General features: G+C 56.0%; 15 protein-coding genes. 9 read left to right on the top strand and 6 right to left on the bottom strand.

The features are described from left to right. The first annotated feature begins 2 nt into the window (after positions 1-2). The 8 genes from HCH49_RS21405 (at position 3) to phoU (ending at position 8899) form a co-directional block, all read left to right on the top strand. Positions 3-422, top strand: a complete 420-nt coding sequence (locus tag HCH49_RS21405) for a F0F1 ATP synthase subunit epsilon (RefSeq protein ID WP_006177560.1) — start codon at positions 3-5, stop codon at positions 420-422. Between the two features lie 138 nt (positions 423-560). After that, the gene (gene glmU / locus HCH49_RS21400; RefSeq protein ID WP_048976513.1) at positions 561-1931 is read left to right on the top strand and encodes a bifunctional UDP-N-acetylglucosamine diphosphorylase/glucosamine-1-phosphate N-acetyltransferase GlmU; all 1371 of its coding nucleotides are present in this window, start codon (positions 561-563) and stop codon (positions 1929-1931) included. Between the two features lie 225 nt (positions 1932-2156). Further along, positions 2157-3986 (top strand): glutamine--fructose-6-phosphate transaminase (isomerizing), encoded by a 1830-nt coding sequence (gene glmS, locus HCH49_RS21395; RefSeq protein WP_023309792.1) that lies wholly within the window; start codon positions 2157-2159, stop codon positions 3984-3986. Between the two features lie 321 nt (positions 3987-4307). Further along, positions 4308-5348 (top strand): phosphate ABC transporter substrate-binding protein PstS, encoded by a 1041-nt coding sequence (gene pstS, locus HCH49_RS21390; protein ID WP_008500186.1) that lies wholly within the window; start codon positions 4308-4310, stop codon positions 5346-5348. A gap of 128 nt (positions 5349-5476) precedes the next feature. Then, the gene (pstC, locus tag HCH49_RS21385) at positions 5477-6436 is read left to right on the top strand and encodes a phosphate ABC transporter permease PstC (RefSeq protein WP_023309793.1); all 960 of its coding nucleotides are present in this window, start codon (positions 5477-5479) and stop codon (positions 6434-6436) included. After that, entirely contained in the window at positions 6436-7326 is an 891-nt protein-coding gene (gene pstA, locus HCH49_RS21380) for a phosphate ABC transporter permease PstA (protein ID WP_023309794.1), read from the top strand. The genes pstC and pstA overlap by 1 nt, the downstream gene beginning before the upstream one ends. A gap of 47 nt (positions 7327-7373) precedes the next feature. Beyond that, the gene (gene pstB / locus HCH49_RS21375) at positions 7374-8147 is read left to right on the top strand and encodes a phosphate ABC transporter ATP-binding protein PstB (protein ID WP_010426574.1); all 774 of its coding nucleotides are present in this window, start codon (positions 7374-7376) and stop codon (positions 8145-8147) included. A gap of 26 nt (positions 8148-8173) precedes the next feature. Next, positions 8174-8899 carry a phosphate signaling complex protein PhoU gene (phoU, locus tag HCH49_RS21370; protein WP_008500182.1) on the top strand — a complete coding sequence of 242 codons (726 nt, stop codon included), beginning with the start codon at positions 8174-8176 and terminating at the stop codon, positions 8897-8899. A 99-nt stretch (positions 8900-8998) separates the two neighbouring features. Here phoU and yieH read toward each other — a convergent pair whose 3' ends face one another. After that, a complete protein-coding gene (yieH, locus tag HCH49_RS21365; protein ID WP_211438807.1) occupies positions 8999-9664 on the bottom strand; it encodes a 6-phosphogluconate phosphatase in 666 nt (221 codons plus the stop codon). 164 nt (positions 9665-9828) lie between these two features. On the opposite strand from yieH, the gene adeP reads away from it, so the two are divergent. Continuing rightward, complete coding sequence (gene adeP, locus HCH49_RS21360; RefSeq protein ID WP_147429993.1) at positions 9829-11166, top strand: adenine permease AdeP; 1338 nt, start codon at positions 9829-9831, stop codon at positions 11164-11166. Positions 11167-11269: 103 nt separating this feature from the next. Here adeP and HCH49_RS21355 read toward each other — a convergent pair whose 3' ends face one another. The 5 genes from HCH49_RS21355 to mnmE form a co-directional block, all read right to left on the bottom strand. Further along, positions 11270-11836, bottom strand: a complete 567-nt coding sequence (locus HCH49_RS21355) for an NADPH-dependent FMN reductase (RefSeq protein ID WP_049015527.1) — start codon at positions 11834-11836, stop codon at positions 11270-11272. 36 nt (positions 11837-11872) lie between these two features. Beyond that, positions 11873-12619 (bottom strand): 4'-phosphopantetheinyl transferase family protein, encoded by a 747-nt coding sequence (locus HCH49_RS21350; RefSeq protein WP_045888257.1) that lies wholly within the window; start codon positions 12617-12619, stop codon positions 11873-11875. A 122-nt stretch (positions 12620-12741) separates the two neighbouring features. Then, positions 12742-13713, bottom strand: coding sequence for an HTH-type transcriptional regulator YidZ (yidZ, locus tag HCH49_RS21345; RefSeq protein ID WP_029741480.1), 972 nt, complete (start codon positions 13711-13713; stop codon positions 12742-12744). Beyond that, the gene (locus HCH49_RS21340) at positions 13682-14857 is read right to left on the bottom strand and encodes an MFS transporter (RefSeq protein WP_221703323.1); all 1176 of its coding nucleotides are present in this window, start codon (positions 14855-14857) and stop codon (positions 13682-13684) included. Before HCH49_RS21340 ends, yidZ begins: the two co-directional genes overlap by 32 nt. Positions 14858-14966: 109 nt before the next feature. Beyond that, positions 14967-16331, bottom strand: a complete 1365-nt coding sequence (gene mnmE, locus HCH49_RS21335) for a tRNA uridine-5-carboxymethylaminomethyl(34) synthesis GTPase MnmE (RefSeq protein WP_182931361.1) — start codon at positions 16329-16331, stop codon at positions 14967-14969. Between the last annotated feature and the right edge of the window lie 21 nt (positions 16332-16352).

Raw genomic sequence — 16352 nt, 5'->3', positions numbered from 1 at the left:
ATATGGCAATGACTTACCACCTGGACGTCGTCAGCGCAGAGCAACAAATGTTCTCTGGTCTGGTCGAGAAAATCCAGGTAACGGGTAGTGAAGGTGAACTGGGTATTTTCCCGGGTCACGCACCGCTGCTCACCGCCATTAAGCCTGGTATGATCCGCATCGTTAAACAGTTCGGTCACGAAGAGTTTATCTATCTCTCCGGCGGCATTCTTGAAGTGCAGCCTGGCAGTGTGACCGTTCTGGCCGATACCGCTATCCGTGGACAGGATCTCGACGAAGCGCGAGCCCTGGAATCGAAGCGTAAGGCTGAAGAGCACATTAGCAGCTCTCATGGTGACGTGGATTACGCTCAGGCGTCTGCGGAGCTGGCCAAAGCGATCGCGAAACTGCGCGTTATCGAGTTGACCAAAAAAGCGATGTAACACCGGCTTGAAAAGCACAAAAGCCAGTCTGGATACCAGGCTGGCTTTTTTTTTCGGCCTTAATTCATGATGAAAAAGATGTAGAATTTTAAGCATCAAACGTTTTTACTTCACACTCAAACTACCGTCAGGATGCGTATGTCAAACAGTGCGATGAGCGTGGTGATCCTTGCCGCTGGCAAAGGGACCCGCATGTATTCCGATCTGCCTAAGGTGCTCCACACGCTTGCAGGAAAGCCAATGGTGCAGCATGTCATCGATGCAGCGAACGAACTGGGTGCCGGTCAGGTCCACCTGGTCTACGGCCACGGCGGCGATCTGCTTAAAAAGACGCTGAGCGATGACAAGCTCAACTGGGTGCTTCAGGCCGAACAGCTGGGCACAGGCCATGCGATGCAGCAGGCTGCGCCTTTCTTTGCGGATGACGAAGACATTTTGATGCTCTACGGCGATGTCCCGCTGATCTCCGTTGAAACCCTGACTCGCCTTCGTGAAGCCAAACCGCAGGGCGGTATCGGTTTGTTGACCGTCGTGCTGGACGATCCAAGCGGTTATGGCCGCATCACCCGTGAAAACGGCAACGTCACGGGTATTGTTGAGCATAAAGATGCCAGCGACGAACAGCGCCAGATTCAGGAGATCAACACCGGTATTCTGATTGCCAATGGCGCGGACATGAAGCGCTGGCTGTCTCAGCTCAACAACAACAACGCGCAGGGTGAATTCTACATCACCGACATCATTGCGATGGCGTACCAGGAAGGACGTGAGATTGCGGCGGTTCATCCGGCGCGCATCAGCGAAACCGAAGGGGTGAATAACCGTCTTCAGCTTTCCCGCCTGGAGCGCGTTTATCAGTCCGAGCAGGCCGAAAAACTGCTGCTGGCGGGCGTGATGCTGCGCGATCCGGCGCGTTTCGATCTGCGTGGTTCGTTATCTCACGGTCGTGACGTTGAAATTGATACGAACGTTATCCTCGAAGGTCACGTCACGCTGGGCAATCGCGTTAAAATTGGCGCCGGCTGCGTGATTAAAAACAGCGTCATCGGCGACGATTGCGAAATCAGCCCGTACAGCGTGGTAGAAGATGCTCGTCTGGATGCGGCCTGTACCATCGGCCCGTTTGCGCGTCTGCGCCCGGGCGCTGAGCTGCTGGAAGGCGCTCACGTGGGTAACTTCGTGGAAATGAAAAAAGCGCGTCTGGGTAAAGGCTCGAAAGCCGGTCATCTGACCTATCTGGGCGACGCGGAAATTGGCAATAACGTGAATATTGGTGCAGGGACTATTACCTGTAACTATGACGGTGCGAATAAGTTTAAAACCATCATCGGTGACGACGTGTTCGTTGGCTCCGATACGCAGCTGGTGGCGCCTGTTACCGTGGGTAACGGAGTGACTATCGCCGCCGGAACAACCGTTACGCGCGATGTGGCCGAGAACGAGCTGGTGTTAAGCCGCGTGCCGCAGGTCAGCAAGCAGGGCTGGAAACGCCCGGTTAAGAAAAAGTAACAACAAGGCGGGTGGCGCTACGCTTACCCGCCCTACGATTGAGTAGGCCTGATAAGGCGTAGCCGTCATCAGGCAAACCCGGGAGAGGGGGTAAATATATATCTCCCCCCACAAGCAGTACCCATAAAAATAACCCCACTCTCTACAAGGCTCGGGGTGCCCGGAAAGGGTAAATACAGGTCAGCGACAACGCAGGCATAATGCCTAAATTCGGAATCTAAAATTATGTGTGGAATTGTTGGCGCAGTTGCGCAGCGTGATATTGCTGAAATCCTTCTCGAAGGTTTACGTCGTCTGGAATACCGTGGTTACGACTCTGCCGGTCTGGCTGTCGTCGATGCAGAAGGTCATATGACCCGTCTGCGTCGTCTCGGTAAAGTGCAGATGCTGGCCCAGGCCGCGGAAGAACATCCGCTGCACGGTGGTACCGGTATTGCGCACACCCGCTGGGCGACGCACGGCGAACCGTCTGAAGGTAACGCGCACCCGCATGTGTCTGAACACATCGTGGTCGTGCACAACGGCATTATCGAAAACCACGAACCGCTGCGCGAAGAACTGAAAGCGCGCGGCTACACCTTCGTCTCTGAAACTGACACCGAAGTGATTGCTCACCTGGTGCACTGGGAGCTGGAGCAGGGCGGTACACTGCGTGATGCGGTGCTGCGTGCTATCCCTCAGCTGCGCGGTGCGTACGGTACGGTGATCATGGATTCCCGCGATCCGTCCACATTGCTGGCCGCGCGTTCCGGTAGCCCGATGGTTATCGGTCTGGGAATGGGCGAAAACTTCATCGCTTCTGACCAGCTGGCGCTCCTGCCGGTCACCCGTCGCTTTATCTTCCTCGAAGAGGGTGATATCGCGGAAGTGACCCGTCGCAGCGTGACCGTCTTCGATACCAAAGGCGAGCAGGTGAAACGTCAGGAGATCGAATCGAATCTGCAGTACGACGCGGGCGACAAAGGCGCTTACCGTCACTACATGCAGAAAGAGATTTACGAGCAGCCAAACGCCATCAAAAACACGCTGACCGGGCGTATCAGCCACGGTGAAGTGGATCTGAGCGAGCTGGGAGCAAACGCGAACGAACTGCTCGGCAAGGTCGAGCATATTCAGATCGTGGCCTGCGGCACCTCCTACAACTCCGGTATGGTTTCTCGCTACTGGTTTGAATCCCTGGCGGGCGTGCCGTGCGATGTGGAAATCGCGTCTGAATTCCGCTATCGCAAATCCGCGGTGCGTCGTAACAGCCTGATGATCACCCTTTCCCAGTCCGGCGAAACGGCGGATACGCTGGCAGCGCTGCGTCTGTCTAAAGAGCTGGGTTACCTGGGCTCGCTGGCTATCTGTAACGTTCCTGGCTCATCGCTGGTGCGTGAGTCCGATCTGGCGCTGATGACCAAAGCGGGCACAGAAATCGGTGTGGCCTCCACCAAAGCGTTTACCACTCAGCTGACCGTTCTGCTGATGCTGGTGGCGAAGCTTGCGCGTCTGAAAGGTGAAGATGCGTCCGTTGAGCACGACATCGTTCACGGCCTGCAGGCGCTGCCGAGCCGTATTGAGCAGATGCTGTCTCAGGACAAACGCATTGAAGCGCTGGCGGAAGATTTCTCTGACAAACATCACGCCCTGTTCCTGGGTCGTGGCGATCAGTATCCGATTGCGCTGGAAGGCGCGCTGAAGCTGAAAGAGATCTCCTACATTCACGCTGAAGCCTATGCGGCTGGCGAGCTGAAGCACGGCCCGCTGGCGCTGATTGACGCGGATATGCCGGTCATCGTTGTGGCACCAAACAACGAACTGCTGGAAAAACTGAAGTCTAACATCGAAGAAGTGCGCGCCCGCGGCGGTGTTCTGTACGTCTTCGCCGACAAAGATGCCGGTTTTGTCAGCAACGACAACATGCATATCATCGAGATGCCGCATGTGGAAGAGGTGATTGCACCAATCTTCTACACCGTTCCGCTGCAGCTGCTGGCCTATCACGTTGCGCTAATCAAAGGTACCGACGTTGACCAGCCGCGTAACCTGGCGAAATCGGTTACCGTAGAATAATCCCTTCAGGCTCCACCTTCGGGTGGAGCTTTTTTATCCTGCCCGGCTTGTTTTTAATCAATCCTTTCTCGTTTTTAATAATGACAATTTGTCATCTTCAGCTACTTTTTTCAGTGTCACATAAAGAAAATATTTCTGAAAACGCCTTGTCATAAAAGCGGCTAACGCGATGAAAAATAAGCTTTCTTTTGCTTGTTTTTAAGTGAAATTTTCGTTGTCATAAAACTGTCATAATTCGTACATTTATCTGTCACCTGTTTGTCCTATTTTGCTCATCGTAGCCACTAAACAACGATTTACGAAAATCTTGCAGGAGACATTATGAAAGTTATGCGTACCACTGTCGCAACTGTTGTCGCCGCGACCTTATCTCTGAGCGCGTTCTCTGTATTTGCAGAAGCAAGCCTGACTGGCGCTGGTGCAACCTTCCCTGCGCCGGTGTATGCCAAATGGGCGGATACCTACCAGAAAGAAACCGGTAACAAGGTTAACTATCAGGGTATCGGCTCCTCCGGTGGCGTTAAACAAATTACCGCGAACACTGTTGATTTCGGCGCATCAGACGCTCCGCTGTCTGATGACAAGCTGGCTCAGGAAGGCCTGTTCCAGTTCCCTACCGTGATCGGTGGTGTGGTTCTGGCTATCAACCTGCCGGGCGTGAAGTCGGGTGAGCTGGTGCTGGACGGCAAAACGCTGGGTGACATCTACCTGGGCAAAATCAAAAAATGGGATGACGAAGCGATCGCTAAACTCAACCCAGGCCTGAAGCTGCCTTCTCAGAACATCGCCGTGGTTCGCCGCGCGGATGGTTCCGGTACCTCTTTCGTGTTCACCAGCTACCTGGCAAAAGTGAACGAAGAGTGGAAATCTAAAGTCGGCTCCGGCTCTACCGTTAACTGGCCAACCGGTCTGGGCGGTAAGGGTAACGACGGTATCGCCGCGTTCGTACAGCGTCTGCCTGGCTCAATTGGTTACGTAGAGTATGCGTACGCTAAGCAGAACAACCTGTCCTACACCAAACTGGTTTCAGCCGACGGCAAACCGGTTAGCCCGACCGAAGAGAACTTTGCTAACGCGGCGAAAGGCGCTGACTGGAGCAAATCCTTCGCGCAGGATCTGACTAACCAGAAAGGCGAAGGTGCATGGCCAATCACCTCTACCACCTTCATCCTGGTTCACAAAGAGCAGAAAAAACCTGAGCAGGGCGCCGAAGTGCTGAAGTTCTTCGACTGGGCGTACAAAAACGGCGGCAAACAGGCTAACGCCCTGGATTACGCCACCCTGCCGGACAACGTGGTTGAGCAGATTCGCGCTGCATGGAAAACCAACGTGAAAGACAGCAGCGGTAAAGCGCTGTACTAACAGGATATATTTAACGAAGATGGCGGGTGGCGCTATGCTTACCCGCCCTACGGTTTAAGCTGTAGGCCCGGTAAGCGTCAGCGCCACCGGGCATATTCGTAAAAACGTCTCAAACAGAAGAGTAATTTATGGCTGCAACCAAGCCTGCATTTAACCCTCCGGGTAAAAAAGGTGACATGATTTTCAGCGCGCTGGTGAAACTGGCTGCGCTGATTGTGCTATTGCTGCTGGGCGGCATTATCGTGTCTCTGATTTTCTCCTCATGGCCGAGCATCCAGAAATTCGGTTTTTCCTTCCTGTGGACCAAAGAGTGGGACGCGCCGAACGATATCTACGGTGCCCTGGTACCGATTTACGGCACGCTGGTGACCTCGTTCATCGCCCTGCTGATTGCGGTTCCGGTGAGCTTTGGTATTGCCCTGTTCCTGACGGAGCTGGCGCCGGGCTGGCTGCGACGCCCGCTGGGTATTGCCATCGAACTGCTGGCGGCCATTCCAAGTATCGTTTACGGCATGTGGGGCTTGTTCATCTTTGCTCCGCTGTTCGCCACGTATTTCCAGGAACCGGTCGGTAACGTGCTTTCCGCCATTCCGTTTGTGGGGGCCCTTTTCTCTGGCCCGGCTTTCGGTATCGGCATTCTGGCGGCAGGTGTGATCCTCGCCATCATGATTATTCCTTACATTGCGGCGGTTATGCGCGATGTCTTCGAACAAACGCCGGTGATGATGAAAGAGTCGGCCTACGGTATCGGCTGCACCACCTGGGAAGTTATCTGGCGCATTGTCCTTCCGTTCACCAAAAATGGGGTGATCGGGGGCGTGATGCTGGGCTTAGGTCGTGCACTGGGTGAAACCATGGCGGTCACCTTTATCATCGGTAACACCTACCAGCTCGACAGCGCGTCGCTCTACATGCCGGGTAACAGTATTACCTCGGCGCTGGCGAATGAATTTGCGGAAGCGGAATCCGGGCTGCACGTGGCGGCGCTGATGGAGCTGGGTCTGATTCTGTTCGTTATCACCTTCATTGTTCTGGCGATTTCCAAGCTGATGATTATGCGCCTCGCTAAAAATGAGGGGGCACGCTAATGGCAACTCTCGAAATGCAAGCTACCGCTGAACTGGCGGAATCCCGCCGCAAAATGCAGGCCAGACGCCGCATGAAAAACCGTATTGCCCTGTCGCTCTCTATGGCGACAATGGCGTTCGGCCTGTTCTGGCTGGTCTGGATCCTCTTCTCGACGGTCGTTCGCGGGATTGACGGGATGTCACTGTCGCTTTTCACCGAAATGACGCCGCCGCCGAACACGGCGGGTGGTGGCCTGGCGAATGCTCTGGCGGGCAGCGGCTTGCTGATCCTCTGGGCGACGGTCTTCGGCACGCCGCTGGGCATCATGGCGGGCATCTACCTGGCAGAATACGGGCGTAAATCCTGGCTGGCCGAAGTCATTCGCTTCATCAACGACATTCTGCTGTCTGCACCTTCTATCGTTGTGGGTCTGTTTGTTTACACCGTGGTGGTGGCGCAGATGGAACACTTCTCCGGCTGGGCGGGTGTGATTGCCCTGGCGCTGCTGCAGGTGCCGATTGTTATTCGTACCACCGAGAACATGCTGAAACTGGTGCCGGACAGCCTGCGCGAAGCGGCCTATGCGCTGGGTACGCCGAAATGGAAGATGATCTCTGCAATTACGCTGAAGGCGTCTGTTTCCGGGATCATGACCGGTATCCTGCTGGCGGTTGCGCGTATCGCGGGTGAAACGGCGCCGCTGCTGTTTACGTCTCTCTCCAACCAGTTCTGGAGCACGGACATGATGCAGCCGATCGCCAACCTGCCGGTGACGATCTTTAAATTTGCGATGAGCCCATTCGCGGAATGGCAGCAGCTGGCCTGGGCCGGGGTGCTGATCATTACCCTTTGCGTACTGTTGCTGAACATTCTGGCGCGCGTCATTTTCGCGAAGAAGAAACACGGTTAATTTTTTACGGCGCGGCAGCTCGCGGCGCCGAATGAGGAAATGAGTCAATGAGTATGGTTGATACTGCCCCGGGTAAGATTCAGGTTCGTGATTTGAACTTCTACTACGGCAAATTCCATGCCCTGAAGAACATCAACCTGGATATCGCGAAGAACCAGGTCACGGCATTTATCGGTCCGTCCGGCTGTGGGAAATCCACGCTGCTGCGCACCTTTAACAAAATGTATTCGCTCTATCCGGAGCAGCGCGCTGAGGGTGAAATCATCCTGGACGGTGAAAACATTCTGACCCAGGCTCAGGATATCGCCCTGCTGCGCGCCAAAGTGGGGATGGTGTTCCAGAAACCAACGCCTTTCCCGATGTCGATTTATGACAACATCGCGTTTGGCGTGCGTCTGTTTGAAAAACTCTCCCGTGCCGATATGGACGAGCGCGTGCAGTGGGCTTTGACCAAGGCCGCATTATGGAACGAAACCAAAGATAAGTTACACCAGAGCGGTTACTCTCTCTCCGGTGGTCAGCAGCAGCGTCTGTGCATTGCGCGCGGTATTGCTATTCGCCCGGAAGTGTTGCTGCTGGATGAGCCGTGTTCAGCGCTGGACCCGATCTCAACCGGCCGTATTGAAGAGCTGATCACCGAGCTGAAGCAGGATTACACCGTGGTTATCGTGACCCATAACATGCAGCAGGCTGCACGTTGTTCCGATCACACGGCGTTTATGTACCTGGGCGAGTTGATTGAGTTCAGCGATACGGACGCGCTGTTCACCAGGCCCGCGAAGAAACAAACCGAAGATTATATTACTGGCCGCTACGGTTGATTTGCCTTAGTGCATGTGGAGAAACCATGGACAACCTCAATCTTAATAAACACATTTCCGGCCAGTTCAACGCAGAGCTGGAAAGCATTCGCACCCAGGTAATGACCATGGGCGGCATGGTCGAGCAGCAGCTTTCTGATGCGATTACGGCAATGCACAACCAGGACAGCGAGCTGGCGAAGCGCGTCATTGAAGGCGATAAAAACGTCAACATGATGGAAGTCGCTATCGACGAGGCCTGCGTGCGCATTATCGCGAAACGTCAGCCGACGGCGAGCGACCTGCGTCTGGTGATGGCGATCATCAAAACCATCGCCGAGCTGGAGCGTATTGGTGACGTTGCGGATAAAATCTGCCGTACCGCGCTGGAGAAGTTTTCTCAGCAGCACCAGCCGCTGCTGGTGAGCCTGGAGTCGCTGGGCCGCCACACCGTGCAGATGCTGCACGACGTGCTGGATGCTTTTGCGCGTATGGACCTGGACGAAGCGGTGCGTATCTACCGTGAAGACAAGAAGGTCGACCAGGAGTATGAAGGCATCGTGCGTCAGCTGATGACCTACATGATGGAAGATTCACGTACGATCCCAAGCGTACTGACCGCCCTGTTCTGCGCGCGCTCTATTGAGCGTATCGGCGACCGCTGCCAGAACATTTGCGAATACATCTTCTACTTCGTGAAAGGTCAGGACTTCCGTCACGTGGGCGGCGACGAGCTGGACAAGCTGCTGGCGGGTAAAGATCCGAAAGAGTGATTTTACCCTCACCCTAACCCTAACCCTCTCCCACAGGGAGAGGGGACAATTCGGTTTTCTCCCTCTCCCCAGGGGAGAGGGTCGGGGTGAGGGGAAAACTCAGCGAGTAATATCCCACCCGCGCGCCTTCCACAGCGCTGGCAGCTGCGCCAGATCGGTAAAGGTCGTGACATTGGGATGATCGATCGGCTTGTTGTGCGGGTCGGCGCAGAAGTAAAACACCTCCATCCCCGCATCAATCCCCGACTGCGCGCCCGCAGACGAGTCATCCACCAGAATGCAGTTCTCTACATTGACGTTCATCGCTTTTGCCGCATGGAACATCAGCGCCGGGTCTGGCTTCCAGCGCTGGATATCGTAGCCGCTGAACAGTTTTTCCGGGAAATGGTGCAACATCTCAAGCTTGCCCAGCGAGTGCTGCATTTTGCTGACCGGGCCGTTAGAGACGACGCAGACTGGCACCGTCATCGCATCCAGCAACGCGTTAGCTCCGGAGATAACCTCCAGCTCGGAGTCGAACAGGCGTGCGACCTCGGCGCGGTACACCGGTTCCAGATCGGCTTTCGCCAGATTCACACCGTGTTCTTCGTTAATGATGTCGATGATCTCGTAGAGCTTTACGCCCTTAAAGCGTTTAAACACCTCTTCGAGTTCCAGCGTAATGCCAAATTCCTGGAACATGGTGACATACGCGCGGGAACAAATGACCTCACTGTCGACCAGCGTACCGTCGCAGTCGAAAAATACCGCTTCAATTCCGGACATGCCTTTCCCTTTTAACAAGTTTAACGTTTACGTACGGCAGTTCGCCGGCACGCAATCGTTGCCGTATAAGCAAAATCAATGAAAAAAGTATCACGTAACCGCCACTATTGTCGCATTTTGGTATAGGATAGCGACGAATTTTCCCTCCTTGTTCGGAATTGATGATGAGTCAACAACACACTACCCAGACATCTGGTCAGGGTCTGCTTGAGCGCGTTTTTAAACTGCGCGAGCACGGCACAACGGCACGCACCGAAGTGATCGCTGGTTTCACCACCTTCCTGACGATGGTCTATATCGTTTTTGTGAACCCTCAAATTCTGGGCGTCGCTGGCATGGATACCAGCGCCGTCTTCGTGACAACCTGTCTGATCGCGGCTCTTGGCAGCATCCTGATGGGTGTGTTCGCTAACCTGCCTGTTGCGCTGGCACCGGCAATGGGCCTGAATGCGTTCTTCGCGTTCGTGGTGGTTCAGGCGATGGGGCTGCCGTGGCAGGTTGGCATGGGCGCCATCTTCTGGGGCGCGGTTGGCCTGCTGCTGCTGACCATTTTCCGCGTGCGTTACTGGATGATTGCGAACATTCCCGTGAGCCTGCGCGTGGGCATCACCAGCGGTATCGGTCTGTTCATCGGTATGATGGGGCTGAAAAACGCCGGCGTTATCGTGGCGAACCCGGACACGCTGGTGAGCATCGGTCACCTGACCTCTCATAACGTGCTGCTGGGCGTGCTGGGCTTCTTTATCATCGCGATCCTGGCTTCCCGTAATATTCACGCGGCGGTGCTGGTGTCCATCGTTGTCACCACCCTGCTGGGCTGGATGCTGGGCGATGTTCACTATAACGGTATCGTCTCCGCGCCACCGAGCGTCTCTACCGTGATTGGTCACGTCGATCTGGCGGGTTCCCTGAACCTGGGCCTGGCGGGCGTGATTTTCTCCTTCATGCTGGTCAACCTGTTTGACTCCTCCGGCACGCTGATTGGCGTGACCGACAAAGCGGGCCTGGCGGATGAAAAAGGGAAATTCCCGCGCATGAAGCAAGCGCTGTTTGTGGACAGCGTCTCCTCTGTGACCGGTGCTTTTATCGGAACCTCGTCCGTTACCGCGTACATTGAATCGTCTTCCGGCGTGTCCGTGGGCGGCCGTACCGGCCTGACGGCGGTGGTTGTGGGTATTCTGTTCCTGCTGGTGATCTTCCTCTCTCCGCTGGCGGGTATGGTTCCTCCGTATGCGGCAGCCGGCGCGCTGATCTATGTGGGTGTGCTGATGACCTCCAGCCTGTCACGCGTGAAGTGGGATGATTTAACCGAAGCGGTGCCGGCGTTTATTACCGCCGTGATGATGCCGTTCAGCTTCTCGATTACCGAAGGTATCGCGCTGGGCTTTATCTCTTACTGCGTAATGAAGATCGGTACCGGCCGCTTCCGCGACCTCAGCCCGTGCGTCATCGTTGTGGCGCTGCTGTTTGTGCTGAAGATTGTGTTTATTGATGCACACTAAGATGCTGGTGGTGTCAGGTGGCGCTTCGCTTACCTGACCTACGGGCAAAGTTCCCTCTCCCTGTGGGAGAGGGTTAGGGTGAGGGCATCAGGCCGCAATAAGCTTACGCCTTCACCCGCTTAATATAATCCCCAAACGCCGTCAGCTGGCCAGACAGATGATCGCGCGTGCTCTGATCCACCACTTCACCCGTTTGCGGGTCGACCTTGTTCTGAATCACACCACCCATAAATTCCGGCTTGTTCATGACCATCGCATCCAGGAACACCAGGATCTGGCGCAGATGATACTGGCAGCGCGCGCCGCCAATCGCGCCCATTGAACTGGTCTGGATCAGCACCGGTTTGCCTGCCAGCGGCTGCTCAGGTAAACGGGACAGCCAGTCGATGGCATTCTTCAGGCCACCCGGAACCGAATAGTTGTACTCTGGCGTCACGATGACCACGCCGTCGGCCTGGCGGATCTGCTCTGCCAGCGCCTCAACGCTCTGCGGAAAACCCTCTTCCTGCTGTACGTCAGCGTCATACAGCGGAATATCGCCAATAGACGGCAGGGCGCTAATGTCCATTCCTGCCGGTGCCAGCTGTGGCAGCGTGCGGGCAACCATCCCGTTAAATGAACCTTTGCGCAGGCTTCCCAGTAACGTAACTACTTTCAACGTATCAGACATGATTACTCCTGTTTCATCATGATGACCCTGATTGGATCAGCTAAGGGTGAATGCTTTTTCTGCCGGTAAACTGGTTAAACGCATCAGGCGTGCGGCGGGCTCGTTGGCACGCTCGGGCACATCAGGAAGGCTACGCCATCCCTGTTGGCTGTCAAATTCCCAGATTTTCATGCGTTCGATGGCGGGGGTAACCGCAATGGACCAAATGAGCACATCCTCTGCGTCACTGAGCGCCTCTACCAGCGTGGCCTGGGCGGCACGCAGACGTCCGGAGCCTGGCAGCAGCTGCAGCAGGCTGGCGTCGTCTGAGGCGCATCCACAGAGCTTGCGGATGCTCTGGCGCAAGGTAATGAGCTGGGCTCGGGCTTCGACAGGATCGTTCTGGTTGCGTACCCACAGCTTCTCATTGCTGGAGAGCGGATAGTCTTCATGCGCATTACCGCCATGGAAGCTACGTGTCGCGCGCTGAAGTTCCATATCCAGCCCACAATCCCCTTCGGTGGTCAGCGCGACGCCAATGATATTGCCCGCGTAGGCAATCGAAAAACGAGGGAGATCCGGGTCGGCAAAGACCGGGCGACCTTCGGGCTGGGTAATGATGTCCGGCAGCTCGCTGGTACCGTACAGCATAAACAGCAGTTCTGCGAGAAGCGCCCGGGAAGCTAAAAACCGCGTTCTGCGGTGTTCCGGGAGAGTGAGTGCTTCACTGTGACAGGCTGAAGAAATTCTTGCCGATACGAGACGTCCTTCCGTAAGTATCCCTCTTGCAAAGTGCGTAGCCATTTTTCGCTCCTTGATAATGGTCGTAATCGGTTAAACGGTTACATGATTATCGCTTAACTTGACTCCTGTTTTAATCAGTAAATGGGAGTAAGAGAAGCCTCAGGACCGAACTTTACATTTTCTTAGGCAAAAATTGGATCGCTGGCACCGTACAGCGCCTTGATGGTCTCCCGCAGCCAGAGGATTTTCGGATTATGGCTGTTCCGTTTATGCCAGATCAGCGTGAAGGGAACGGTAAGCTTTTCAGCCTGCGCTTCATCAATGGGAATAGGAAGCGCGATCAGCTTCCGCTGGTGGAGTTGATTGTAGTGATGGCAGTAGTGCGGAGCCGTGGCGATATAGTTATGGCCGGGCTGCGCCGCCATAAACATCGACTGCTCAAAGCCCGGCACGCTCATGGCAATGTTTCTCTCCCGACCCATCTCCTTTAGCACTTCGTCCAGTGCCCAGGTGTCGCTGCGTTCCCAGAAGATGCTGATGTGCGGGTAGCGCAGGAAGGTCTCGAGGTTCCATTCGTCCTGTAGCGCGGGATGATCCTCACGCAGATACACGCACGGACGGTCGCTGAACAGGATCTCATAGTCGATGAACCACGGCATTAGCTTCAGCAATTCACGCGAGCGCGGGTGCGTTTCGCGTCCGGTGAATCCCAGATCCACCTCTCCACGCGTAATGGCGTCCAGCGAGTCGTAATCCCAGTGACGCATCTTCACCGTAGCCTGCGGATAGCGCTGGTTCACCTGCTCCAGCAGGGCGTTAAAGCGGATCAGCATCAACGGCGTTTCGGCGGCCAGCACGAACGTTAGCCCGCCCGGGGAGTCATGGTGGAATTTATCGAGGATCTGGTTGCCGATTTGCATCCAGTCAGCCAGATCCTGCTCCAGGCTTACCGTCAGCGGGGTCGGCAGCAGCCCCAGCGGCGTTTTGACAAACAGCGGGTCGTCAAACCAGTCGCGCAGCTTGGCCAGCGATTTACTCACCGCAGACGGCGTCACGTTCATCCGTTTCGCCGCTTTGGTGACGCTGCGCTCCTGCAGCAAAAGCTGCAGGCACAGCAACAGGTTAAGATCGAGACTGCTGATGGGCTTCTTCATAATGCGCCGCGGGCTGGATGACCATAAGTAAGGTGATGCACAGTATGCTACAGCCAATCAGAACCCCGATCAGCATATTCAGCGCGTTAAGCCCGATGACCGCCGCCAGCCAAATCCACAGCGACGAGCCGCAGACCTGCGCAATCCCCAGCACAGAGCTTGCCACGCCTGCCCGCAGCGAGAAGGGGCCAAGCGCCTGACTCATCGCCACGCCAAAGCCAACCGAGAACCCGGCGCAAATGAGGGTAATGCCGGCCAGCATCACCGCATGCGAGCTGGAGGCTGCCAGGATCGCGCCTGCCGTGAGGAATAAAACCTGTGAGGTCAGCATCAACGTACGCTGGCTAAAAACATTTAGCGCAAAGGGGGTAGAAAACGACACTGCCATACTGACCATGGCGGTTAATGCCATCACCGTTGAATACTCACCCCGATCGAAGCCCATGGTTTCCATCAGTAAAACCGGGGAAACGTTTACATAGGTCAGGATCACCGCCATGCTTAACGTGGTCACGGCCAGACGACTGAGGAAAAAGCGGTTAAGCAGCTTCTCGGCTGGGTGAATGGCTGCGGTATGACCGGTATTCTGCGAGCCCGGGTGGGTCTCTTTCAGCACGGCGATGGACAGGATAAACACCAGCGCGCCCATCGCCGCCATGGTCCAGAACAGGCTCTGCCACGGGAATTTCAGCATGATCAGATATCCCACGACCGGGGCCAGCACCGGGATGATGCAGGTAATACCGTTCAGCATCGAAAGCACTTTGGCGCGACGCTGGGCGCTTAAGGTGTCGCGCAAAATGGCAAACGCGACGACGTAGCAGCCACCGGCTCCAATGCCCTGAATAAACCGTCCGGCCAGGAACAAGGGGCTGTTTTGCGCCTGTGAGCAGAGAAGAGAGGCCAGGGCAAAAATGATGGCGCCGGTTATCGCGACGGGCTGACGGCCTGCCTTATCCGCAATCTTCCCGGCAAACACCATCGACGACGCCATCCCCGCTAGGTAGGCCGAAAACGCGATGTGGAGCTGCGCTTCGCTGGCGCCCAGATCGCGGGCGATGTGCGGCAATCCCACCAGATACATATCAATGCCGGACGGATAAAGCAGAACTAATGCGAAACTACAAAACAGAAAACGCGCCATAAACCCCCCATAGTTGCAGGCATGCAGGATAGGGGGTGAAAAGAGATTAGGCGAGTTGCCATTTGGACAATGGTGATTTCCCGGGAGGAAATCACCATCAAAGCGGGCCTTACTTACCGATACAGAAGCTTGAGAAAATTCGTCCCAGCAGATCGTCCGACGTAAACTCCCCGGTGATTTCGCTCAGATTCTGCTGCGCCAGACGCAGCTCTTCCGCCAGCAGTTCGCCCGCCCACGCGCCGATAAGCTGCGCTTTACCCTGAACAAGGTGGTTTGCCGCCTCTTCCAGCGCCTGCAGGTGACGACGACGCGCGAGGAAGCCGCCTTCCATGCTGGTGTCAAAGCCCATGCTCTGCTTGAGATGGTTGCGCAGGTCTTCAACGCCTTCACCGGTACGCGCCGACAGGCGAATCAGTGAGTGACCATTCACATCGCTGATGCCCAGCGTTTCGCCGGTGACGTCCGCTTTGTTGCGTACCACGGTGATGGGCAGTTTCGCCGGCAGACGGGCGATAAAGTCTGGCCAGATTTCTGCCGGGTCAACGGCGTCGGTCGTGGTGCCGTCCACCATAAACAGCACGCGGTCTGCCTGCTCGATCTCCTGCCAGGCGCGTTCGATACCGATGCGTTCAACCTCGTCGCTGGCATCGCGCAGGCCGGCGGTATCAATGATATGCAGCGGCATCCCGTCGATGTGGATATGCTCGCGCAGCACGTCGCGGGTGGTGCCGGCAATGTCGGTGACGATTGCCGCTTCACGGCCCGCCAGGGCGTTCAGCAGGCTCGATTTCCCGGCATTAGGACGTCCGGCAATGACAACCTTCATCCCTTCGCGCAGCAGGCTGCCCTGGCGCGCTTCGGCGCGCACGGCGTCGAGATCGTTCATTACCTGGTTGAGCTGGGCTTCGATTTTACCGTCAGAGAGGAAGTCGATCTCCTCATCCGGGAAGTCGATAGCCGCTTCCACGTAGATCCGCAGGTGAGTAAGTGCTTCCACAAGGTGATTTACGCGGGCGGAGAATGCCCCCTGCAGCGAGTTCAGGGCGGAGCGGGCCGCCTGTTCAGAACTGGCGTCGATCAGGTCTGCAATCGCTTCTGCCTGCGCCAGGTCGAGCTTGTCGTTGAGGAAGGCACGCTCGGAGAACTCGCCCGGCTTCGCAATGCGCAGGCCAGGCAGGGTCAGGATACGTTTTAACAGCAGGTCGAGGATAACTGGGCCGCCGTGGCCCTGCAGCTCCAGCACGTCTTCGCCGGTAAAGGAGTTCGGGCCAGGGAACCACAGCGCAATGCCCTGGTCCAGCGGCGTGCCGTCGGTATCTTTAAACGGCAGGTAATCAGCGTAGCGCGGCTTTGGCAGTTTACCCAGCACCGCTTCGGCCACCTCGCGCGCCTTCAGGCCGGAGATACGCAGAATGCCTACACCACCGCGTCCCGGTGGGGTTGCCTGGGCGACGATAGTGTCGTTATGGCTCATGGTTGGTCTCGTTCAATACAA

This window comes from Enterobacter sp. Y17 (genome assembly GCF_019730495.1).
GTDB classification, from domain to species: Bacteria; Pseudomonadota; Gammaproteobacteria; order Enterobacterales; family Enterobacteriaceae; genus Enterobacter; species Enterobacter asburiae_B.
The sequence above is the reverse complement of the archived record's forward strand: the minus strand, read 5'-3'. Positions and strand labels throughout refer to the sequence as shown.

Coding starts and splice junctions, on each gene's coding strand:
- HCH49_RS21405 (WP_006177560.1), top strand. CDS start 3: ATGGCAATGACTTACCACCTGGACGTCGTCAGCGCAGAGCAACAAATG.
- glmU (WP_048976513.1), top strand. CDS start 561: ATGTCAAACAGTGCGATGAGCGTGGTGATCCTTGCCGCTGGCAAAGGG.
- glmS (WP_023309792.1), top strand. CDS start 2,157: ATGTGTGGAATTGTTGGCGCAGTTGCGCAGCGTGATATTGCTGAAATC.
- pstS (WP_008500186.1), top strand. CDS start 4,308: ATGAAAGTTATGCGTACCACTGTCGCAACTGTTGTCGCCGCGACCTTA.
- pstC (WP_023309793.1), top strand. CDS start 5,477: ATGGCTGCAACCAAGCCTGCATTTAACCCTCCGGGTAAAAAAGGTGAC.
- pstA (WP_023309794.1), top strand. CDS start 6,436: ATGGCAACTCTCGAAATGCAAGCTACCGCTGAACTGGCGGAATCCCGC.
- pstB (WP_010426574.1), top strand. CDS start 7,374: ATGAGTATGGTTGATACTGCCCCGGGTAAGATTCAGGTTCGTGATTTG.
- phoU (WP_008500182.1), top strand. CDS start 8,174: ATGGACAACCTCAATCTTAATAAACACATTTCCGGCCAGTTCAACGCA.
- yieH (WP_211438807.1), bottom strand. CDS start 9,664: ATGTCCGGAATTGAAGCGGTATTTTTCGACTGCGACGGTACGCTGGTC.
- adeP (WP_147429993.1), top strand. CDS start 9,829: ATGAGTCAACAACACACTACCCAGACATCTGGTCAGGGTCTGCTTGAG.
- HCH49_RS21355 (WP_049015527.1), bottom strand. CDS start 11,836: ATGTCTGATACGTTGAAAGTAGTTACGTTACTGGGAAGCCTGCGCAAA.
- HCH49_RS21350 (WP_045888257.1), bottom strand. CDS start 12,619: ATGGCTACGCACTTTGCAAGAGGGATACTTACGGAAGGACGTCTCGTA.
- yidZ (WP_029741480.1), bottom strand. CDS start 13,713: ATGAAGAAGCCCATCAGCAGTCTCGATCTTAACCTGTTGCTGTGCCTG.
- HCH49_RS21340 (WP_221703323.1), bottom strand. CDS start 14,857: ATGGCGCGTTTTCTGTTTTGTAGTTTCGCATTAGTTCTGCTTTATCCG.
- mnmE (WP_182931361.1), bottom strand. CDS start 16,331: ATGAGCCATAACGACACTATCGTCGCCCAGGCAACCCCACCGGGACGC.